Origin of the sequence: Mesorhizobium sp. B2-6-1 (genome assembly GCF_006440475.1) — a bacterium.
In the GTDB taxonomy this organism is placed as follows: Bacteria; Pseudomonadota; Alphaproteobacteria; order Rhizobiales; family Rhizobiaceae; genus Mesorhizobium.
Genome location: NZ_VFUH01000023.1, coordinates 1 through 20,158, shown reverse-complemented (window position 1 = coordinate 20,158; position 20,158 = coordinate 1). Strand labels below are relative to the sequence as shown.

General features: G+C 60.8%; 18 protein-coding genes, 2 tRNA genes and 1 pseudogene. 8 read left to right on the top strand and 13 right to left on the bottom strand.

The annotated features are described in order from the left end of the window. Window positions 1–232 precede the first annotated feature (232 nt). Both lon and FJ443_RS29520 read left to right on the top strand, forming a co-directional pair. Window positions 233–2,644: an endopeptidase La gene (lon, locus tag FJ443_RS29525; RefSeq protein WP_140493937.1), complete on the top strand. Its 2,412-nt coding sequence runs from the start codon at window positions 233–235 to the stop codon at window positions 2,642–2,644. A gap of 196 nt (window positions 2,645–2,840) precedes the next feature. Further along, window positions 2,841–3,113, top strand: a complete 273-nt coding sequence (locus FJ443_RS29520) for an HU family DNA-binding protein (protein ID WP_006201846.1) — start codon at window positions 2,841–2,843, stop codon at window positions 3,111–3,113. Window positions 3,114–3,206: 93 nt separating this feature from the next. Here the strand turns inward: FJ443_RS29520 and FJ443_RS29515 are convergent, their stop codons facing one another. After that, window positions 3,207–4,229 (bottom strand): aldo/keto reductase, encoded by a 1,023-nt coding sequence (locus FJ443_RS29515; protein ID WP_140666781.1) that lies wholly within the window; start codon window positions 4,227–4,229, stop codon window positions 3,207–3,209. Window positions 4,230–4,437: 208 nt separating this feature from the next. Here FJ443_RS29515 and hxlB point away from each other — a divergent pair, with 208 nt between their 5' ends. Together hxlB and FJ443_RS29505 are read left to right on the top strand one after the other, a co-directional pair. Then, complete coding sequence (hxlB, locus tag FJ443_RS29510) at window positions 4,438–4,983, top strand: 6-phospho-3-hexuloisomerase (RefSeq protein WP_140556958.1); 546 nt, start codon at window positions 4,438–4,440, stop codon at window positions 4,981–4,983. A 4-nt stretch (window positions 4,984–4,987) separates the two neighbouring features. After that, on the top strand, window positions 4,988–5,731 hold the full coding sequence (locus FJ443_RS29505) for a creatininase family protein (protein ID WP_140666779.1): 744 nt from the start codon (window positions 4,988–4,990) through the stop codon (window positions 5,729–5,731). A gap of 47 nt (window positions 5,732–5,778) precedes the next feature. Here the strand turns inward: FJ443_RS29505 and FJ443_RS29500 are convergent, their stop codons facing one another. The 3 genes from FJ443_RS29500 to FJ443_RS29490 form a co-directional block, all read right to left on the bottom strand. After that, window positions 5,779–6,696 (bottom strand): carbohydrate ABC transporter permease, encoded by a 918-nt coding sequence (locus FJ443_RS29500; RefSeq protein ID WP_140493928.1) that lies wholly within the window; start codon window positions 6,694–6,696, stop codon window positions 5,779–5,781. Between the two features lie 13 nt (window positions 6,697–6,709). Continuing rightward, window positions 6,710–7,831: a sugar ABC transporter permease gene (locus FJ443_RS29495; RefSeq protein WP_140521848.1), complete on the bottom strand. Its 1,122-nt coding sequence runs from the start codon at window positions 7,829–7,831 to the stop codon at window positions 6,710–6,712. Window positions 7,832–7,928: 97 nt separating this feature from the next. Then, window positions 7,929–9,593 carry a sugar ABC transporter substrate-binding protein gene (locus tag FJ443_RS29490; protein WP_140666777.1) on the bottom strand — a complete coding sequence of 555 codons (1,665 nt, stop codon included), beginning with the start codon at window positions 9,591–9,593 and terminating at the stop codon, window positions 7,929–7,931. Window positions 9,594–9,880: 287 nt separating this feature from the next. Here FJ443_RS29490 and ugpC point away from each other — a divergent pair, with 287 nt between their 5' ends. From ugpC to rbsK, 3 genes are read left to right on the top strand one after another with little or no spacing between them, the layout of a single operon-like run. Beyond that, window positions 9,881–10,930 carry a sn-glycerol-3-phosphate ABC transporter ATP-binding protein UgpC gene (gene ugpC / locus FJ443_RS29485; protein WP_140666775.1) on the top strand — a complete coding sequence of 350 codons (1,050 nt, stop codon included), beginning with the start codon at window positions 9,881–9,883 and terminating at the stop codon, window positions 10,928–10,930. 27 nt (window positions 10,931–10,957) lie between these two features. Continuing rightward, window positions 10,958–11,410, top strand: a complete 453-nt coding sequence (locus tag FJ443_RS29480; protein WP_140493920.1) for an RbsD/FucU family protein — start codon at window positions 10,958–10,960, stop codon at window positions 11,408–11,410. 4 nt (window positions 11,411–11,414) lie between these two features. Further along, a complete protein-coding gene (gene rbsK / locus FJ443_RS29475; RefSeq protein WP_140631585.1) occupies window positions 11,415–12,344 on the top strand; it encodes a ribokinase in 930 nt (309 codons plus the stop codon). Between the two features lie 25 nt (window positions 12,345–12,369). On the opposite strand, the gene FJ443_RS29470 is transcribed toward rbsK, so the two are convergent. Next, a tRNA-Val gene (locus tag FJ443_RS29470) sits at window positions 12,370–12,445 on the bottom strand. Window positions 12,446–12,661: 216 nt separating this feature from the next. Here FJ443_RS29470 and FJ443_RS29465 point away from each other — a divergent pair. Continuing rightward, window positions 12,662–12,738 (top strand) — tRNA-Asp (locus tag FJ443_RS29465). Window positions 12,739–12,784: 46 nt separating this feature from the next. On the opposite strand, the gene FJ443_RS31505 is transcribed toward FJ443_RS29465, so the two are convergent. The 8 genes and pseudogenes from FJ443_RS31505 to FJ443_RS29430 form a co-directional block, all read right to left on the bottom strand. Further along, window positions 12,785–12,934, bottom strand: coding sequence for a hypothetical protein (locus FJ443_RS31505; RefSeq protein ID WP_181165118.1), 150 nt, complete (start codon window positions 12,932–12,934; stop codon window positions 12,785–12,787). Window positions 12,935–13,063: 129 nt separating this feature from the next. Beyond that, on the bottom strand, window positions 13,064–14,815 hold the full coding sequence (locus FJ443_RS29460) for a sulfatase-like hydrolase/transferase (RefSeq protein ID WP_140522016.1): 1,752 nt from the start codon (window positions 14,813–14,815) through the stop codon (window positions 13,064–13,066). Window positions 14,816–14,851: 36 nt separating this feature from the next. Then, complete coding sequence (locus FJ443_RS29455) at window positions 14,852–16,258, bottom strand: class I SAM-dependent methyltransferase (protein ID WP_140522018.1); 1,407 nt, start codon at window positions 16,256–16,258, stop codon at window positions 14,852–14,854. After that, on the bottom strand, window positions 16,255–16,464 hold the full coding sequence (locus FJ443_RS29450; protein ID WP_140495002.1) for a hypothetical protein: 210 nt from the start codon (window positions 16,462–16,464) through the stop codon (window positions 16,255–16,257). Before FJ443_RS29450 ends, FJ443_RS29455 begins: the two co-directional genes overlap by 4 nt. An 850-nt stretch (window positions 16,465–17,314) precedes the next feature. Continuing rightward, a complete protein-coding gene (locus tag FJ443_RS29445; protein WP_140493912.1) occupies window positions 17,315–17,518 on the bottom strand; it encodes a CsbD family protein in 204 nt (67 codons plus the stop codon). 155 nt (window positions 17,519–17,673) lie between these two features. Next, window positions 17,674–18,459, bottom strand: a complete 786-nt coding sequence (locus tag FJ443_RS29440) for an SDR family oxidoreductase (protein WP_140666773.1) — start codon at window positions 18,457–18,459, stop codon at window positions 17,674–17,676. After that, window positions 18,456–19,451, bottom strand: a complete 996-nt coding sequence (locus FJ443_RS29435; RefSeq protein WP_140556947.1) for an ABC transporter permease — start codon at window positions 19,449–19,451, stop codon at window positions 18,456–18,458. Before FJ443_RS29435 ends, FJ443_RS29440 begins: the two co-directional genes overlap by 4 nt. A 105-nt stretch (window positions 19,452–19,556) precedes the next feature. Continuing rightward, window positions 19,557–20,158 (bottom strand): annotated as a pseudogene (locus tag FJ443_RS29430) (substrate-binding domain-containing protein); the annotation flags it as partial.

The following is a 20,158-nucleotide window of genomic DNA, read 5'->3' as shown; positions in this document are numbered from 1 at the left end:
GGGGCGCCGTTTTGCCATGAGGGGCGTGCGACCTTCGTGATGGAATGGAAAGCCGCCGATGTTAACTCTTGATCTTTGGCCCTCCTGCATCCACCTAACATGGGAAGGCCGAGGTGCCCGATTTCTGTGCTGTAAAACTCCCGTCACAACGGTGGTAGGCGGAACGATCCCCGGTCGTTAATATAAGATTCGCGGTTGGCCGATTGGCGGCCGCGACATGAAAGGTTGGACAATGGCCAAAATAACCAAGGCTCCCAGCGACGGCGTCTTCGCAGTCCTCCCACTGCGCGACATCGTGGTGTTCCCGCACATGATCGTTCCGCTCTTTGTCGGGCGTGAAAAGTCGATCAAGGCGCTGGAAGAGGTGATGGGTCAGGAAAAGCAGATCCTGCTCGCCACCCAGATGAATGCCGCCGATGACGATCCGGAGCCCGATGCCATCTTTGATATCGGCACGCTCGCCAACGTGCTGCAATTGCTGAAGCTGCCCGACGGCACCGTCAAGGTGCTGGTCGAAGGCGCCTCGCGCGCGAAAATCACCGCGTTCACCGACCGTCCCGACTTCCATGAGGCCCGCGCCACCGCGCTGGTCGAGCCGGAAGAGGAAGAGGTTGAGGTCGAGGCGCTGGCTCGTTCGGTCGTCACCGACTTCGAGAACTACGTCAAGCTCAACAAGAAGATCTCGCCCGAGGTGGTTGGTGCCGCCAGCCAGATCGACGACTATTCCAAGCTCGCCGACACGGTCGCTTCGCACCTCGCCATCAAGATCCCTGAAAAGCAGGAGATGCTGGCCACGCTCTCGGTCAAGGAGCGGCTGGAAAAGGCGATGGGCTTCATGGAAGCCGAGATATCCGTCCTGCAGGTGGAGAAGCGCATCCGCTCGCGCGTCAAGCGCCAGATGGAGAAGACGCAGCGCGAATACTACCTCAACGAGCAGATGAAGGCGATCCAGAAGGAGCTCGGCGAAGGCGAGGATGGCCGCGACGAGGCCGCCGAGATCGAGGCCCGCATCAAGAAGACCAAGCTCTCCAAGGAGGCTCGCGAAAAGGCGGAAGCCGAATTGAAGAAGCTGAGGACGATGTCGCCTATGTCGGCGGAATCCACCGTGGTGCGCAATTATCTCGACTGGATCCTGTCGATCCCGTGGGGCAAGAACTCCAAGGTCAAGCAGGACCTGGCGTTCGCGCAGAACGTGCTCGACACCGACCATTTCGGTCTCGACAAGGTCAAGGACCGTATCGTCGAGTATCTCGCCGTGCAAAGCCGCCAGAAGAAGCTCAAGGGGCCCATCCTGTGCCTCGTCGGCCCTCCCGGCGTCGGCAAGACCTCGCTCGGCAAGTCGATCGCCAAGGCGACCGGCCGCGAGTTCATCCGCATGGCGCTGGGCGGCGTGCGTGACGAGGCCGAGATCCGCGGTCACCGCCGCACCTATATCGGCTCGATGCCCGGCAAGGTCATCCAGTCGATGAAGAAGGCGAAGAAATCCAATCCGCTCTTCCTGCTCGACGAGATCGACAAGATGGGCCAGGATTTCCGCGGCGATCCGTCGTCGGCTTTGCTGGAGGTGCTCGACCCCGAGCAGAACTCGACGTTCATGGACCACTATCTGGAGGTCGAGTACGACCTGTCGAGTGTGATGTTCGTGACGACGGCGAACACGCTGAACATCCCTGCGCCCTTGATGGACCGCATGGAAATCATCCGTATCGCCGGCTACACCGAGGACGAGAAGATCGAGATCGCCAAGCGGCATTTGCTGCCGAAGGTGGTGCGCGATCACGCGCTGCAGCCGAAGGAGTTCTCCGTCAGTGAGGACGCGATCCGCGCCATCATCCAGACCTACACCCGTGAAGCGGGCGTCAGGAGCCTGGAGCGCGAGCTGATGAAGCTCGGGCGCAAGGCGGTGACCGAGATCCTGAAGACGAAGAAGAAGACTGTGAACATCACGGCGGACAATCTCGCCGATTATCTCGGTGTTCCGCGCTTCCGCTTCGGTCAGGTCGAGGCAGACGACCAGGTCGGCGTCATCACCGGGCTTGCCTGGACGGAAGTCGGCGGCGAGCTGCTGACGGTCGAAGGCGTCATGATGCCCGGCAAGGGCCGCATGACGGTGACCGGCAATCTGCGCGACGTGATGAAGGAATCGATTTCGGCGGCGGCCTCCTATGTCCGCTCGCGCGCTCTCGATTTCGGCATCGAGCCGCCGCTGTTCGACAAGCGCGACATCCACGTCCACGTGCCGGAGGGTGCCACGCCCAAGGACGGGCCGTCGGCCGGTGTGGCGATGGCGACCGCGATCGTCTCCGTGCTGACTGGCATTCCGGTCAGGGCCGATGTCGCCATGACCGGCGAGATCACGCTGCGCGGCAGAGTGCTGCCGATCGGCGGTCTGAAGGAGAAGTTGCTTGCCGCACTGCGCGGCGGCATCAAGAAAGTGCTGATCCCGGAAGACAACGCCAAGGATCTGGCGGATATTCCTGACAACGTGAAGAACGGTATGGAAATCATCCCGGTCTCGCGGGTCGGCGAGGCGTTGCGCCACGCGTTGGTGCGTATGCCGGAGCCAATCGAATGGGTCGAACCGGTCAATCCTCCCGCCGCGACGGACACTGCGGATGACGCCGGAAAGTCGCTTGCGCATTAGTTCTTGCTAAAGTTGCAGCGCACAAACAGAAAGCCGGGCCTCGCGCCCGGCTTTTTCATGTGAAAAACCCCGGAATTCCGGGCTTTTTTCCGCTCTTTCCCGGCTTTTCGACTTGGTTGCGGGAGCGCTTCTTTCTAAAGTCCGTTTCCTGCCGGATGAGTCGAGAGTTCCGGTGTTCTCATGGAAGGGAATTTTTATGAACAAGAACGAACTGGTGTCCGCTGTCGCCGACGCCGCGAGCATTTCGAAGGGTGACGCGCAGTCGGCTGTCGATGCGGTATTCTCCGTCATCACCGGCGAACTGAAGAAGGGCGGCGATGTCCGGCTTGTCGGCTTTGGCAATTTCACCGTGTCAAAGCGCGCGGCCTCGACCGGCCGCAACCCTCAGACCGGCGCCGAAGTAAAGATCCCGGCGCGCACCGTGCCGAAGTTCTCAGCCGGCAAGGGTCTCAAGGACGCCGTCAATTAAGCGCCTTTTTTAAATTTCAAAATATCAGAAAAGCCGGGCAAGCCCCGGCTTTTCTTTTGCGCTCGTGCCGGTCGATAGGTTCGCCATTGCGAGCTACCCGGTTGGCGCGTCCGCCCGCATCAGGCCGTCCTTCTTCAGGTCGGCCCAGAGTGCCGCCGGCAGTTTCGCATCGAGCAGTGACCGATTGCTTTCGACCTCGCTTGGCCGCTGGCCACCGGGGATCACCGACACGACGGACGGATGCAGCAACGGAAACTGCAACGCTGCCTCGATCAGGCGCACGTCATGCCGCCGGCAGACCGCCTCGATGCGCGCCACCCGGTCGAGCACGTCCCGCGGCGCTTCGGTGTAGTTGTAGAAGGCACCCGGCTTCGGCCCCGTGGCCAGGATCCCGGAATTGTAGGGGCCGCCCAAAACGATGCCGATGCCGCGCTTCTGGCAGAGTGGCAGGAAGGATGTCAGCGCCTCCTGCTCGAGCAGCGTATAGCGGCCGGCAAGCAGGAACAGATCGAAATCACCGCGCTCGGCCAATGTCTGGGCAACCTGCCATTCGTTGATGCCGCCGCCGAAGGCCTTGATGACGCCCTGGTCGCGCAAGGCAAGCAGTCCGTAATAGCCGGAGCACATAAACTCCTCTATGCGCTGGTCGGACGCTTCCTTGCTGCCATGGGTGAAGATGTCGACGTCGTGCACGAACAGAATGTCGATGCGGTCGACGCCGAGCCGTTCCAGGGACGCTTCGAAGGAGCGCATCACGCCGTCATAGCTGTAGTCGTAGACCTCCTTGCGCGACGGCGTGTCGAAGAACTTGCCGATGCCGGTGCGCTCCTGCGGCGGACAGGCGCGCATGATGCGGCCGACCTTGCTCGACAGCACGTAGTCGTCGCGTTTCTTGCCGCGCAGGAAGGGGTTGAGCCGCGTCTCCGACAGGCCAAGCCCATAGAGCGGCGCGGTGTCGTAGTAGCGGCAGCCGGTCGCCCATGCAGCCTCCAGCGTCGCATTGGCGTCCTCGTCGGAGACGGCGCGGTAGAGGTTGCCAAGCGGCGCCGTGCCGAAGCCGAGTTCGGTGAAGCTGATACCGCCATTGCCGATGCGGTCGAAATGCCGTGTCTTCATATCCTGCCGTTTGCCTCATTGACTTGTCTGACATGACACTATCATGCTCGTGGCACAGCAAAAGCGCGCAGGGGGCGTTGGACACGGATTTTCGCGGTGGTAGCATCAATAAAAACAAGCTGTTCGGGAGAGACGTGACCGGGAATTTCCACTCTTCTTCGACCTCGGATCGTTGGACGGCACCGTCGTGAGCGATGCGGGCTCGCAGATGTTCAGGACCGCTCTGGACGAGCTCGGCACTGTGCTGGCGCGCGTCGACGACGGCCGGATCGATGCCGTCTGCGAGATGCTCGCAGGAGCACGGCAGATCGTCGTCTACGGCTGCGGCCGCGAGGCCTTGCAGGTCAAGGGCTTCGCCATGCGGCTCCATCATCTGGGCCTGCCGGTGTCGGTGGTCGGCGACATGACCACGCCGCCCGTGGGGCAGGGCGATGTCTTCCTGGTCAGTTCCGGGCCTGGAGAAACCGCGACCGTGCTAACCCTGATGCAGGTGGCGCGCCAGGCCGGCGCGACGGTTCTGCTTCTGACCGCCCAGCCGGGCGGCAGTGCAGCACGCTTGGCCGACTTCACCCTGCTCGTGCCGGCGCAGACCATGGCCGACGACCAGGGTCCGCAAAAAACATCGGTCCTGCCGATGGGATCGGTGTTCGAAGGCGCGCTGTTCCTGCTGTTCGAGGTCATGGTGATGAAGCTCAGGGGGTTGACCGCGGCCTCGCCGGAAGCGATGCGGGCCCGTCACACCAATATGGAGTAGTGCGATGCGCTATGAGCTGATGCTGCCGCACCAGATCCGCAAGGCGATCGCCCAGAACTGGCCGATCGCGCTGCCGCTCGGCGTGCTCGAATACCATGGCGAGCACATGGCGGTGGGCATGGACACGCTGGCGGTCGTCAAGACGCTGGAGCTGTTTGAGAAGGAGCGGGAGATCGTCATCCTGCCGCCCTTCTACTACGGCGCAGCGAGCTACGCCGTGGCGCCGCCGGAGGGCACAGGCTCGGTGCAGGTTGGCGGCAATCAACTGGCGCCTTTCGCGGAGGAACTGTTCTATAGCCTTCTGCGCATCGGTTTTCGCAACGTCCACGCCATCATCCACCATCAGACCGAGAATTTCGCCGCCGGCATGCCGACCGATCTCGCCTTCAAGGCCGCCGGACGTCAGGCGATCTTCCGTTTCCTTGAGAAGGAACGAGGTGAAGGCTGGTGGGGCTCCGAGGCGATGGCCGCCTACTATGCCGAGCATGCCGAGGGCAGCAATTTTTTCAACTGGGTGCAGGTGCATCCGCTGATGCCGGCCGAGATGAACGGCAAGTACCCGTTCGACCATGCTGGGATCGGCGAGACTTCGCTGATGCTGGCGCTATGCCCTGAGGCTGTCGATGCCGGCCATTTCGCCGACAATACGAGCTGGTATACGGCCAGCGCTCCGGATGCCTCGGCTGCGCTCGGAGCAGAGGGCGTTGCCATGATCATGGATCACCTGCGCACGATCCTGAGGGGCTAGCGCGGTTCTTCCTTCTCCCTTGTGGGAGAAGGTAAGGACGGCGCCGCCTATTTCACCGCTCCCGCGGTCATGCCCATGATCAGATATCGCTCCAGCGCGATGCCGATGACGGCCAAGGGTGCGATTGCCGCCGTGGCAAGCGCTGCCATCGACCACCAGTTGATGCCTTGTGAACCGGTCTGGCTCGCCACCATGACCGGAATTGTCTTGGCGTCGGTCGAGGTCAAAAGGGCGGCGAAGAAATACTCGTTCCAGCACAGCACCATCGCCAGGATGAAGGCGGCGACCATGCCGGGCAGGGCAATCGGCATGACGATGCGAAAGAACGCGCCCCAGATCGACAACCCGTCGACGAGGGCCGCTTCCTCGAGCTCGACCGGGATGGAATTGAACTGGTCGCGCATGATCCAGATGACGATCGGCAGCACCATCAGCGTGTAGAGCAGGATCAGCCCGATGCGCGTGTCGAGCAGTCCGACTTCGCGGTAAAGCACCAGGAACGGCAGTGCGAGCACGACTGGCGGCAGGATGAGCTGCGACAGGAAGAAGAAGGAAATGTCCTCGTTCTTGAACCAGGCGAAGTGATAGCGGTAGCGCGTGAGGCCGTAGGCGGCGAGGCTGCCGATGACGATGGCGAGGCTCGACGCGCCGACCGAAGTGATGACCGAATTCATGAAGCGCTTGAAGAATTCGTCGCGGACGGTCGACGTCTGGAAGATCGAATCCGGCGACAGGCCAAGCGATCGCCAGCCCTTCCAGTCCGGCTGGAAGTCGACGAAGGGGATCAGATGCCCCTGGGTCACGTCTACCGCCGACTTGAACGAGGTCGTGATCGTCCAGTAGATCGGAAACAGGCAGATGAAGGCCCAGAACACAAGCGCGCCATAGATGAAGACGCGGCTGGTGATGAAGCTCGCCGGCGAGTGGATTTCGGAGACGGTATAGTCGGTGGTCTGAACGCTCATGATCCCTGCCGCACTAGTTCACATTGCGCACGAAGCGGTTGGCGACCTTCAGCAGCCAGGTCACGAACACCACGATGATGACGAGATAGGCCATCGCCAGCATCGTGCCGTAGCCGACATTGGAACGGTCCCGGTACTCGCGATAAATAAAGCTCGACACGGAATCGGTGGCGCCGCCCGGACCACCCGAGGTGACCGTGATGATGATGTCTGCCAGTTTCAGCTTGAAGATGATGCGCAACACGACGGCGGTCACCGACACCGGCAGCATCAGCGGGAAGGTGACCTGCCAGAAGGTTTGCCAGGCCGTGGCGCCGTCGACGCGCGCGGCCTCCAGCACCTCGCGCGACATCGCCTGCAGGCCGGCAAGCAGCATGATCATCATGAAGGGGATGAAGGTCCAGGCGTCGAGCATCATGATCGAGATGCGGGCGGTGATCGGGTTGGAGAAGAAAGCGGGGTTGTCCCAGCCGAGGTGGCGGGCCAGCGTCGCCGCCGGCCCGAACCGGTACTCCATCAGCGATTTGCCAATCATCCACGAGACCGCGACCGGCGACAGCATCAGCGGCATCAGGAAGACGACGCGGAAGAATTTGCGCGCCCGGATCTGCGCGTTGAGCAGCAGCGCCAGGCCGAAGGCGATGACATATTCGACCAGCACCGCCAGCACATAGAGCACCATGTTGAACAGCGCGTTGCGATAATAGGGATCGCCGAGCATCTGCCAGAAATTGTCGAGCCCGTTGAACTTGCGGCCCGAGAACGAACTCAGGTTCCAGTCGGTCAGCGCGATGTAGAAGCCGAACAGGGTCGGGAAGATCACCATGGCGATGGTGAACAGCAGCGCCGGCAGCAGGAACAGCGCCCGCTGGCCGTCTTCGCCGCGCGTCAGCACCTGGCCGACGCCGAGTGCCACGCCCCACAGCACATAGGCGTAGACCACGGGCCGCCATGTCTCGAAGCCGATCGTGTCGACCTCGCTCTTGTAGAGGATTTGCACCAGGATCGTTGCCAGAAGGCCGAGCGTCGCGACGGCCATCAGGGCCCAACCAAGCCGTTTGCGGCCGGGCGGGATCAGATCGGTCGGTACGGAATTTGCCGGCCACGCATTCGTGGTCGAAGTCTGGTCAGCCACGCCTCTTGCCTCTTTTGCGCAAATGACCGGCCGAAGCCGGCCAAGATACGGCCCGGCGACGACGTTCCGCCGGGCCGTGATCCATCATAACGCCTGCCTACAGGCCGAGCGAGGCCTTGTAGAGCTTGATCTGGTTGTCGCGGCCGATCTGGTCGGTCAGCTTCTCCCAGGCCGCGGCAATGGCGTCTGCGCCTTCCTGTGCCTTCATCTTGCCGGCGAAGGTGTTTGCCAGAATGTCCTCGGCGGCTGAATAGTATTGGAAGATGCCGGGAATGCGTGGCTCGATCGCCGCGTTCGGGTGGTTGTAGCTGTCCGATTCCGACTTGAGATAGGAGGTGATGAAGGCTTCGTCATAGCCCGCCGCCACCCATTCCGGAATGTCGAAATGCGAGTTGCGGTAGGGCTGGAAGCCCGACGGGTACATCGCCGTCCAGATCGACAGGTCCTTGCCGCCGAGATGGGCGGCGGCGGACCATGCCGCCTTCTTCTTCTTCTCGTCGCTATCGACGCGGGCCATGACGTATACGCCCCAGCCGAGATAGGCGCAGTTCGGCGCATAGTTCGGTCCGCTGGCGAGTTTGTCCCACTGCCCGGTCTTGGAGTTGTAGACATCGTCGGAGCCGGGCAGGATCGAGAAGCCGGTGACGTCGCCCACGACGGAGGAGTCGTTGGTCTTGACGTTCGAGCCGACATCGCCCCACCAGGTGACCATCGAGCCGGTGCCGGCCAGGAACTGCTGGAAGGCGGTGGTGTTTGGATCGGCGTTGATCTGGTCGGCAGGCTCCGAAGGCAGCGCGTCGATCACGTCCTGTATAGCGCGCACCCAGGCCGGATTGTTGATGCGCGGCTTCATCGTGTCGGCGTCGAACAGCCAGGCCTTGTCGTCGGGGTGCTTGGCGTAGGCGGTGGCGCGGCTGCCAAGGAAATAGAAGCCGAATCCGCCCCAGGGTTTCGGCGCGTCGAGATAGCCGTAGACGTCCTGACCCTTGACCTGCTTGCCCTTGAGGAACTTGGTGACAGCCTGGACCTGCTGCCAGGTCTTCGGCACGCCCCATTCACCGCCGCCGCCGCCGTCCTTCCAGGCCTTGGCGAGGTCGGCATCGGAAAACACATCGGTGCGGTAATTGAAATTATGCGCGTCGCCGTCGACGGTCACGCGGTACTGCTTGCCGTTCCAGGTGCCGACAGGCGGCTTCAGATAGTTGACGAGGTCGTCGAAATCGATCTGGGTCTTGACCCAGTCGGGCATCTCGGACGTGAGGCCCTTGCCGCAGACGTCGCCCTCGAACGGCGCGCCCATCTCGATGATGTCGAAGTCGACCGTGCCGGTGGCGATCGACTGCTGCAGACGGGCATTGTAGTCGGCCTGCGCCAGATCGATCCAGTTGATTTTGGCGCCGGTATAGGTTTCCCAGGGCTTCAGGAAGCCGCGGAACAGCACATTGTGCAGGTTCTGGTTGTTGAGACCCATGAAGGTAAGCTCGACGCCGGCGAATTCGCCTTCCTTGACATTGGCCTTGGTCGCCTCGAGACAGAGCTCGCCGACCTTCTGGAAGTCGGCGTCGGTCGGCTGACCCTTGCCCACGCCGGGGATCTGCAGGATTTTCGAGCGCAGCTCACTGGCGGCGGAGGCCGGGCGCGTGAGGGCGCCGAGCCCGGCGCCGGATGCGGCAGCGATCACGGCCATCGAGGCCGCGCCCTTCAATATGTCGCGTCGGGTTGCCCCCGCGCGGACCAGCGTTTCGTAGAGACCTGTTTTCATCGATGTTCCTCCCAGAATATCTGTTGTGAATGCGGCCAAATTTCTCAGGCGCTGGAGCGCCAAACGATTCTCCCGGTTCGGAAACGAACGATGCAGGACCCCACCTGCTCGATTGAAGTTCCGTTTTTTTGGTTCGGGCAACCGGTATTCGGACCAGCGCCCGTCACTATTCTCGCAACCAAACGCCGTGTCAACGAGACCGGGTTTGTCGGGAAGAGACCGGCTTGCCCTGGCAGGTCGCGTTGGTTAGCTTCTGCGCATACGGCAATGGAGCCGATGGGGGAGATATGGCTCAAGTCGCGATCAGCAAAGTGGCCAAGGCGTTTGGAACCGTCAAGGTTCTGCACGAAGTCAGCGTCGATATATCTGACGGCCAATTCGTGGTGCTGGTCGGTCCTTCGGGTTGCGGCAAGTCCACGCTGCTGAGAATGGTGGCGGGGCTGGAGACCGTCTCCGGCGGCACGATCGCCATCGGCGACCGTGTGGTCAACCACTTGCCGCCGGCCAAGCGCGACATCGCCATGGTGTTCCAGAACTATGCGCTCTATCCGCACAAGACAGTCGAGCAGAACATGGCCTTTGCGCTCAAGCTGCGCAAAACCGATCCGGCCGTGGTTGCCGAGCGGGTCAAGCGCGCCGCCGACATCCTCGACCTCAACCCTTATCTGAAACGCTATCCCCGGCAGCTTTCCGGCGGCCAGCGCCAGCGCGTCGCCATGGGCCGCGCCATCGTGCGCAACCCGCAGGTGTTCCTGTTTGACGAGCCGCTCTCAAATCTCGACGCCAAGCTGCGCGTGCAGATGCGCACCGAGATCAAGGAACTGCACCAGCGGCTGAAGACCACCACCATCTATGTCACGCATGACCAGATCGAAGCCATGACCATGGCCGACAAGATCGTGGTGATGCGCGACGGCCGCATTGAACAGGTCGGCGCACCGCTGGAACTGTTCGACCGGCCTGCCAACTTGTTTGTCGCCGGCTTCATTGGCTCTCCGTCGATGAACCTGCTCAAGGGCGTCGCGCGCAAGGGCGGTGTCGACATCGCCGGCGCTCTGTTCCCGGTCGCGCCCGGCAGCGCTGCGGAGGAAGGGCGCGCCGTCGTCTATGGCGTGCGGCCGGAGCATCTCGAGATTCATGCCGATGGCGTGCCTGCCAAGATTTCGGTGGTCGAGCCGACTGGCTCGGAAACCCTGGTCTTCCTGCGTTTCGGGGACGGCGAGATGGTGGCGCTGTTCCGCGAACGCCACGACTTCAAGCCCGGCGATACGCTCAAGCTCAGGCCGCGGCTCGACCACATCCATCTGTTCGATGCCGAGACCGGCAGGCGTCTCTGATCTCAAACTCATTTCACGAGGAATATCATGCTTAAAGGGATCAATCCGCTCCTCAATGCCGACGTGCTCCAGGCATTGCGGGCGATGGGACACGGCGACGACCTGATTGTCGCCGACACCAACTTCCCCTCCGATTCGGTGGCGCGCCAGACGGCGCTCGGGCGGCTGCTGCGCATCGACGCGCCGGCGGCGCAAGTCGTGAAGGCGGTGCTGTCGCTCTACCCGCTGGATACGTTCGTCGACGATTCGGCCGCGCGCATGGAGATCGTCGGCAAGCCGGACGAGATCCCGCCCGTCCAGCAGGAAGTGCAAAAGGAGATCGACGCCGCCGAGGGCAAGCCATGGCCGATGCTGCCGGTCGAGCGCTACGCTTTCTACGAGCGCGCCAAGCAGGCTTACTGCGTCATCCAGACCGGCGAGCGCCGTTTCTACGGCTGTTTTGCCTTCCGCAAGGGCGTAGTCCCGCCGGATGCGGAGTAGCGGCATGCTGGCCGGCAAGCCGATCGTCATCCTCGGAGTCTTTGTCGCCGACACGGCCTATCACGCCGCGCGGCAGCCGCGCATGGGCGAGACGATCCTCGGAACGTCCTTCACCCTCGGTCCCGGCGGCAAGGGTTCGAACCAGGCGGTTGCGGCCGGTAAGCTCGGCGCCGATGCAACCTTCCTCACGCGCCTCGGCGTCGATGCCTTCGCCGACATGGCCAAGCGCACCTGGAAGGACGCCGGCGTGAAGAATGCCGTGATCGACACGCCCGACAGCTATACGGGCGCTGCCTATATTTTCGTCGAGGAGGGCACCGGCAACAACGCCATCATCGTCAGCCCCGGCGCGGCGATGCTGATCTCGCCCGACGACATCGAGGCCAATGCCGCCCTGATTCGTGGTGCCGGCGTCTTCGTGACGCAACTCGAACAGCCCATCGAGGCGGCGCTGCGGGCGTTGGAGATCGCGCGCGGGGCAGGGGTGACGACCATCCTCAACCCGGCTCCGGCGGCCAGGCTCCCCGACCGCATCTATTCGCTCTGCGACTACCTCACGCCCAACGAGACCGAGACGGAGGAGTTGACCGGCATGAAGGTCGCCTCGGTCGATGACGCCCGCGCAGCCGCCGGCAAGCTGCTCGAAAAGGGCGCCGGCGCCGTCATCGTCACGTTGGGAGAGAAAGGCGCATTGCTGCACACGAGGGATCGGTCCGAACATGTCGCCGCCGTCAGCGCCGGCCCGGTGGTCGAGACCACGGGAGCCGGCGATGCCTTCAATGGCGGCCTGGCCGCCGCGCTGTCGCGTGGGATGGAGCCCCTGCAAGCCGTGCGCTTTGCTTGCGCCGTTGCGGGCATTTCGGTGACGAGGCCAGGCACCGCGCCGTCCATGCCGGACTTGCACGAGGTCGAGGCGCTGCTGGCGAGGGGCTGAGGCGTTTGAATGAAAGGCGCCTGAATGGTGGGCGATGACGGGCTCGAACCGCCGACATCTTCGGTGTAAACGAAGCGCTCTACCAACTGAGCTAATCGCCCGCTCCGGGCCGGACCTTTAAGCGGTCGGGGCCAGCTTCGCAAGGCCAAATGAGCGTGGGACGCCGTCGTTGCGGGCCGTATTTGCGAACAACACGCCGGCTGTCAAAAAACCTTCTCCAGTTTGATGTTATGATGGTTTCGTGCGCTTGACACCCGGTGGCGAACCCCTTATCCAGCGCCCAACGACGAACACGGCTGACACGTGCTCGTCAATGCGCGGGTGTAGCTCAGTTGGTTAGAGTGCCGGCCTGTCACGCCGGAGGTCGCGGGTTCGAGCCCCGTCACTCGCGCCATTAGTTTCAAGGGGTTAGCTACCGCCCCTTGAAAAAGTTTCAACTCTCATTTTCCGGAGAGTTTCAACTTTTCGTATTCATTCCGTTCCTGGCCGAGCAGTTTCCTGCCCCTACGTCGGGCTGCGCAGACGGCTACCAGATTGACCGGCATGTACGTCTTCTGGAGCGCCTTGTTCTGGTCGATTGAATTGGCCATCTTGGCCGAGATCGCCTCGATCGAAGCGCCGCTGGCGCGGCGTTGGCCTCGACCGCACCGGAACGCCCAACGTCCATGAACCGGGCGGGCCGAGGGGGGACGCATCGCGATATTCAAGCGGTTCAACCGCTACGGCACCGGTATAGTCTCGGTTTGTGTGAAGACTGCATGTCCGGCCGTGAACACTACGGTATTGGCTAGCAGCGGAGAAATGCCCCCATCGTGCGGATAGACAAAGAATTTTTGCGGGCGCACGCGGATGCTTTCACAGGATCCTGTTAGGCAGGGCAACAAACTCAGACCATCGTGAGGTCGGTTAGGCTGGTGCCCGATCGCGTCCATTATTGTGGGATAGACGTCGATCAACTGCGATTCTCCGTCAGATACCGCAAAATCAGAGTCCGATTGAGAGGGCTTAATCATGAGGGTTGCCATCGACCTGCTTTCAAATGCTGCGGTGGTGCCTCCAAATGCGGTGATGCCGGAGTGATACGGCGGACTCATCTCTGAGCCACCGAGTCCATTCAAAAAGCCTGCCCACCCGGACCCGTGGTCAGATTGTATGACGATAATGGCGTCGTCATAGCGGTCCAGTCGCTTGAGCTCTTGCAAGAACTCCACAACAAGCTTCATGGCGCAACTGGCCTGAGACCTATAGGCAGCCTGGACCCCGACCGCCGCACGTTCGGGATCGACCATGCAATTTGCATCGAGCACGTAGGGGCCATGAGGAAGGATCGCTTGGAACAATGTGTATCTACCGCGTGCGGCAAACCGCTGTTCATTCGCGATCAGATATTTCATCCCCACAACAGCCTGAAATGGATGGACGCCTTGTTCTACGGTCTTCGGGATGTAGCTTTCCGCTTTGCGCTCAAATACTGCGCTAATCCGCTCGCCGGCCGAGTGTCCCCACCCCAAGGCCTCATTTGTCAAGAAATTTGGAAACAATTTTGCAAACAATAATCCAGAAAATTCGACAATTTGCGGGTGTTTGAGCGAGTATTGGTACTTGGTGATCTGCTCTGGCGTGAAAAATACATCTGCAACATTTGTCTGCAATATCTCCGGAAGCCCCACAACATCAACTGCGTAACCATCCGTCCGAAGATCTTTCAGCAATCCTTGATCGAAGGCCGCCCTCCAGGCGGGAAAGCTTCCATTCCGAAATATGGTGCCGGTCAGATAGCTCGCAACCGACGACAACGTATAAGGATAATTTGAAATATTCCGGCGCATAAACGTAAACCCGCGAAAAATGCTCCGGTCATTCATCTCTTCGATCGCGGCAAGTGCAAAATCTGACTGCATCTCATCGAGATGAAAGTGATATATATTTGGAAGGTCCGAGCGGCCATTTATAGACAAGCCGGATTTAGGAGAGTTTTCGGTTTCAGCCGGTGGCACCGGCAGGCCCGCAGCGACAGTGGCCAATCCGGCAATTAACGCGATCGACAGGATGGCAAAAACCCGAACCAGCGTGCCTAGAGTCGTAACTGCACCCACCGCCAACAGCGCGACCAAGATAGCAACTTCTACCGCAGTGATGGAGATGGGCTCCGGGCTTGTGAATGCTGCGCCATCTAAGCGACTCAGCTGAACGGGGGCAAAAACGTCGGCGAGTAATACGAAGGCCCCTAGAAGCAAATACGCCTTTTTTATGAAATCCCGAATTCCGAACAAGGTTAGAGCGCATACAAATATCAAGATAAATGCGCCGCCATAAAAGAAAATAGTGGGGAGCCAAATATCATACCCCAATTCCTTGGCGTTTTTCGCATAAAGCTCCAACGGAAAAAAAACGAAAAGGACTAATATTGGAAACAGTAAGGCAAGAAATGCCGTCGAAATTCTAACAATGCGATTGGCGTTAATACTCATTCGAAAATACCCGATAAAGTACCATCTCTTTTTATTTCATCGCCTATCGAATTGATAAAGTGTACGGCCGGTGGCCGACACTGTTTGTTTCTTCGCAATGCGGGAAACGGACGTAAGTGCGCATTCGAACGAAGAAGGGCTATAATCGGGGAAGATATCCTCTCGAAGAGCAAGCATCTGTCGAATTGTTGGATCATCCTTGGGGACGAACTCGATTATGCCGGTGGGAGCAACGTCAACAATCCATTTGACGGCCTGGTGCAAAGGCACGTTTCTGCCAATGGCAAGATGGTGCTCAAAAGCGAGAGCAAGAACCGCATCAGCTCTGAATCTCGACGAGAAACCCTTTCGTTCCTTCTGAGCCCATCCTTGATCGGGGCTGGGGTTCGCAGCATCCAGCCACAACGGAAGAAAGTTCATTTTAGCTGACGCGGCCCGCAAAAATCCGATGTCGACTGCGGTCTGATCGAAATCGAAGCCAACTACCGCTTTCGCGCCACCCTCCAAAGCGGCGACCGAAAAGTCGCCAGTATTGCAGCCCAGATCGATTGCGGTGGCGACTTGGCCGGATGCCGCGAAATCGTGGATCATTTGCCGCTTTGTCGAGGCCTCTTGACTGGAGTAGGTGTTCATACTCGCGTATGCGCCCCACACAGTCTTGCCGGTGTCGGCCGGCTCTAGACGTGCGATCCACCGGCGCAATTGGGATAAAATGCCGTGATACCCCGCCCGCGGTAGCTTTCTGCTTCGGCTAACCCTTTTGACAGCGTTGCTGGGATCATTCACGGAGCTCTGTTCAAGGCGACTTTGCAGCGTGACGTGGGTCAACATGTTCCACGAAAATCGCTCAGAAAATGTCAGCAAGCGAGCAAAATCGCGGGTGGAAATGCCCTCCAGCGCACCCCTGAACCATGAATTGTGGGCGATTCCCTTCACAGCTCGGAGAAGCAGCGGATTAAGAAACTGCTCGCAGAATTGTCTGTGACCCGTCCAATACTCCCCGTCCCGATATGGCCTAACAGAGAGGATATCGATGAAGATGGGCTTGGAGCCAACGAACTGCACATTGTAGGCGCTTGCGTCAGAAAGGACAAAATTCTCGGTCAATAGTTGTATTTGCAGGTCAAGATGATGCAGGGCTGCTGCCTTCAACGCACCGAAAGACCATTCGTAGGGATAGCTCACGAATGGTATCGCTCCGTGTTCCAACACGTAAGCTGGTTTTCCTACGACCTCGGGCCAATCTGCGGGGGCGACCTCACTGGTCCGGACTATTTTATCCAGCTCGGCGTAACGTAGCAGGATGCCCGCATCCCGGGCGGCCTCATAGCTCGCTTTGCCCTGGTCGGTCACTGTGCGGAAAACCCGGCCATCGGAAACAAAGACCGACCCGGAAGGATCTCGGAACGATCCATCCTCAAAAACTAGTCCTGAACCTTTCATTTCCGGTCTGTACGATTCTTACCGAAAATGCGCGCCAACAGCAGTTTGAGGCGATTGTAATAGATGGTTAACACGGTGGTGCCCGCCGCGACACCTGCAATCAAGCCCTGCAGCAGCATGCTCCCGGTGCCCGGGTCGAGATATGCGTGAGCCGACACCGTCAGACTCAATAAATATAGCATCCCAAGTGAAGCTGTCAGTCTCATCTTGTACAAAGGCCCATACTCCCCATCGGCTCTGCGCGCGGTTGCTGTTTAATGCGCCTTTAATGCGATCCAACGCGTTTGACCAGACATTTGTCACAAATCTTTCACACTTCGAGAAACTTGTGGTGACGGAAATGGCCGCGACAGCGTGTCGCTAGTGAGCCACTCTGTCGCTGTGCGGCGCCAAACATTTCGGATTTTTGCGATCGAACATGTCTCCGCCAAAATGGTCAACGAACGCCTTCGTCGCGGCGGGTCGGCGAAGTGAAGGCGATAGTCCTCATATTTGCCGCTCTACCATATCGCCGGCACGTGCCCGTTCGATGAGTGATGGCGCCGGGGGTTAACACGATTACGTTTGGCATCAGTGGGAGGTCGGCTTCTCGGTTGCTGCCGCTTGGGCGTCGATTGCGTCGCTCCTTGACCCGCAACATCATGGCGTGGGGCTGCTTGAATAACGATGTACTTGGCGCCGTGCCGAGCGGAGGTGGCCGGCGCCCTTTTTTGGGGGCGGGTGGGGTAAACCCGACTTGCAGGACGCCGGCCAGGCGGGTTGGGGTCCGCCAGGAAGTATAATGCCAGAAAACCTTATGGTTCGATATTCCGCGATAGCGGAACATCTGCGCCACATGAGCGAGTTCCAGCCGATCTCAAGGGCCTATGATCCGGCTGCTCATCCACCGGCGTAGGTAGCGCATATCGGCTTTCTGGCCGCAGATCTTGCAGGTGTAGACGTTGTGCCTTTTTGCGCGCCGAGCGCCATCATGCGGACGGCCGGGAGGGGCGGGGAGCCCGTCGACCGTAGGCATAGCGGCTCTCGGGAAGACGCCTTTTATGGCAGCTCTGCTATCTACCAGCCCTGCCGACTATACCAGTCGTCGACGTCTCGGCGTACGCGATCCTTCTCGATGCCGTAGCGTTCCTGGATAATGCCCTCAAGCTGATCACGTTTGCCGGCGATGCGGTCGAGATCATCATCGGTGAGCTTGCCCCACTGCTCCTTGACTTTACCCTTGACCTGCTTCCAGTTTCCTTCGACGCGGTTCCAATCCATTGTGACTATCTCCTGAATCACACATGGTAGAACGGGTGTATCGCCTTGAGGTTCCGGTGGGCCAAATCCCCGTCGATCACCGCCAGCGGAACGCTGCGGTTGCGCTTGCATCAGTGATGATGTGCGCCGGCTTTCTTGTTTCCCTCACGCGTTGTTCACGGCGGCGCCAGCCTGAAGTCGCTCCCCTCCGGCAGCAATTGCCCGCCATCAACGACAATCGTTGTGCCGGTGATGTAGCTGGCATCGTCGGAGGCCAGGAACAGGAAGGCATTGGCGACGTCGCGCGGGCTGCCCAGCCGGCCGAGCGGAATGGCGTCTTCCATGTTCTTGATGAAGGCAGCACCCCGGTGAAGCTCCATTCCCTCGGTGAGAATGTTGCCGGGTTCGACGCCGTTGACGGTTATGCCGTAGCCGGCGAATTCGAGCGCCGCCGAACGGATCAGCCCGTTTATGCCTGCCTTGGTCGCGGAATAGTGGCCGTGGCCGGGACTGGTGACGTGCGGTCCGGTGATCGAGGAGGTAAACAGCATGCGCCCGCGGCGCTGCGCCTTCATCGGCACCAGTGCGGCGCGAGCGGCATTGAAACTGCCGCGCAGATTGACCGCCATGACGCGATCCCAGTCGTCCGGGCTGGTGTTCTCCAGCAATTGCCAGGGATAAATGCCGGCGTTCTGGACGATGATGTCGAGGCGGCCATGGTGCGCGAGCGCCAGCGCGACGGCGGCCTCGACATCGGCCAAAAGCGAGATGTCCGTGCCGATGAAGGCGGCGTCAAGTTCACTGGCGGTCGCTCGCCCCACCTCGATCTCGGTGTCGGCAAGCACAAGCCTGGCGCCTTCTTCGGCGAAACGTTGGGCGATGCCCTTGCCGATGCCGCGCGCGGCGCCGACGATCAGCGCTACGTTGCCCGACAGTCTTCCGGTCTCTGGCCGTATGGTCATGCGAGCCTCTGGCGAATGGTTTGCTTGAAGGCGTCGAGCAGGACCGCCGCCAGCACCAGCAGGCCGTGAATGACCTGGGTGAAGTTGGCGGGCAGGCCCATCAGATTGATCGCCGTGTTGATGGCCGACAAAAGCAGCACGCCGGCATAGACGCCGGGTAAGGTGCCGACGCCGCCTTTCAGGCTGACGCCGCCGATGACGACGGCGGCAAAGGCGTTGAACAGCAGGCCGACGCCGAGATTGGCGGTGGCGCCCGATGTGCGGATGGCGAGCAGCCAGCCGGCAAGGCCGGCTATGGCGCCGGCAAGTACGAACGCGATGATCAGGTTGCGGTTGACGCGGATGCCGGCGCGGAAGGTCGCCGTCTCGTTGCCGCCGATCATCACCAGATGCCTGCCGAAAGGCGTCTTGGCCATAATCAGCGAGAAGACGACGAAGCAGGCGATCGCGATCCAGGCGGTGAGCGGCAGACCGATCAGCCGCTGGATGCCGAACCAGCGGATGGCAGGCGCCAGATCCTGCGCCGAGCGGCCGCCCGAAATGACCAGCACCAGGCCGCGCACCCAGATGTAGGAGGCCAGCGTGATGATGAAGGCGCTCATCTTGACCTTGACGACCAGGAATCCGTTGAAAGCGCCGATGACGCCGCCGACGGCAAGCGCCAGCAGCAGCGAGACCGGCACCATCAGCCAGTCCGGATGCAACTGTACGCCGAAGCCGATGCCCGAAGAGCAGAACAGGATGCCGACCACCATGGCGCTGAGCGCGGCCACCGATTCGACCGACAGGTCCATGTGCCCGGCGATGATGACAAGCGCCAGGCCGATCGACATCACGCCCAGCACGCTGGAGGCTTCGATGATGTTGGCGAAAATACCGAGCTGGAAATAGTTGGGAATGAAAAGGGAGAACACCACCAGCACGAAGACCAGCATGAACCAGACGAGATTATCGAGGACGAACTCGAGGATTTGACGGGTGCGGGGGCTCATGGGCTGATCCGGTTTGGGTTCGAATGCCGCGGCGGCTCTATGCCGGGCAATTCTGCCGGGCAGGGCGGCTCCGGGCGGGTGGCCCGGAGCCGTTCTGGGGAAGGTTTATTCGACGGGCTTAACGGTGTCCGTCGGCGGCTTCTGGTTGCCCCAGAAGGCTGGATTGTCGACGTTCTCCTTGGTGATCGCGGCACCCGGGATCTTGATGTTCGGGCCCCAGGCCTCCTTGGTCACCACTGATTTCAGCCCAAGCACGTCATAGTCGCCGGGCTTGATTTCCTGCTTGTTGACGACCTTGTCCATGAACATGGCGACGGCCGCGGCCTGCGCGTAGAGCGGCTGTTCGACTTCGACGTTGAGCCAGCCCTTGCGGATCAGGTCGAGGCCGACCGGCGCGCCGTTCGAACTCATCAGCATGACGTCGCCCGGCTTCTTGCCGGCGGCCTCGAGCGAGGCGACGGCGGCGACCGAAAGATGCGCGGCGTGGCTGAAGATCAGGTCGATGTCGGGGTTGGCAAGCATCTGGTCGGCGACGATGGTGCCGGCGTTGCTGGCCTCCCATTGCATGGCCGGCAGCGAGATGATCTTGACGTCCGGGAACGCCTTCATCTTCTCTTCAAAGCCCTTTTGGATGTCGAGCGTGTAGGGATCGCCAGATCACCTCCACTCCGTCCGACTTCACCTCGGTAGCCGGCACTGTCGAGATC

What these genes read in the sequence shown, in the direction of transcription:
- lon (WP_140493937.1), top strand. Translation starts at nt 233, where the DNA reads ATGGCCAAAATAACCAAGGCTCCCAGCGACGGCGTCTTCGCAGTCCTC.
- FJ443_RS29520 (WP_006201846.1), top strand. Translation starts at nt 2,841, where the DNA reads ATGAACAAGAACGAACTGGTGTCCGCTGTCGCCGACGCCGCGAGCATT.
- FJ443_RS29515 (WP_140666781.1), bottom strand. Translation starts at nt 4,229, where the DNA reads ATGAAGACACGGCATTTCGACCGCATCGGCAATGGCGGTATCAGCTTC.
- hxlB (WP_140556958.1), top strand. Translation starts at nt 4,438, where the DNA reads ATGTTCAGGACCGCTCTGGACGAGCTCGGCACTGTGCTGGCGCGCGTC.
- FJ443_RS29505 (WP_140666779.1), top strand. Translation starts at nt 4,988, where the DNA reads ATGCGCTATGAGCTGATGCTGCCGCACCAGATCCGCAAGGCGATCGCC.
- FJ443_RS29500 (WP_140493928.1), bottom strand. Translation starts at nt 6,696, where the DNA reads ATGAGCGTTCAGACCACCGACTATACCGTCTCCGAAATCCACTCGCCG.
- FJ443_RS29490 (WP_140666777.1), bottom strand. Translation starts at nt 9,593, where the DNA reads ATGAAAACAGGTCTCTACGAAACGCTGGTCCGCGCGGGGGCAACCCGA.
- ugpC (WP_140666775.1), top strand. Translation starts at nt 9,881, where the DNA reads ATGGCTCAAGTCGCGATCAGCAAAGTGGCCAAGGCGTTTGGAACCGTC.
- FJ443_RS29480 (WP_140493920.1), top strand. Translation starts at nt 10,958, where the DNA reads ATGCTTAAAGGGATCAATCCGCTCCTCAATGCCGACGTGCTCCAGGCA.
- rbsK (WP_140631585.1), top strand. Translation starts at nt 11,415, where the DNA reads ATGCTGGCCGGCAAGCCGATCGTCATCCTCGGAGTCTTTGTCGCCGAC.
- FJ443_RS31505 (WP_181165118.1), bottom strand. Translation starts at nt 12,934, where the DNA reads ATGGCCAATTCAATCGACCAGAACAAGGCGCTCCAGAAGACGTACATG.
- FJ443_RS29460 (WP_140522016.1), bottom strand. Translation starts at nt 14,815, where the DNA reads ATGAGTATTAACGCCAATCGCATTGTTAGAATTTCGACGGCATTTCTT.
- FJ443_RS29455 (WP_140522018.1), bottom strand. Translation starts at nt 16,258, where the DNA reads ATGAAAGGTTCAGGACTAGTTTTTGAGGATGGATCGTTCCGAGATCCT.
- FJ443_RS29450 (WP_140495002.1), bottom strand. Translation starts at nt 16,464, where the DNA reads ATGAGACTGACAGCTTCACTTGGGATGCTATATTTATTGAGTCTGACG.
- FJ443_RS29445 (WP_140493912.1), bottom strand. Translation starts at nt 17,518, where the DNA reads ATGGATTGGAACCGCGTCGAAGGAAACTGGAAGCAGGTCAAGGGTAAA.
- FJ443_RS29440 (WP_140666773.1), bottom strand. Translation starts at nt 18,459, where the DNA reads ATGACCATACGGCCAGAGACCGGAAGACTGTCGGGCAACGTAGCGCTG.
- FJ443_RS29435 (WP_140556947.1), bottom strand. Translation starts at nt 19,451, where the DNA reads ATGAGCCCCCGCACCCGTCAAATCCTCGAGTTCGTCCTCGATAATCTC.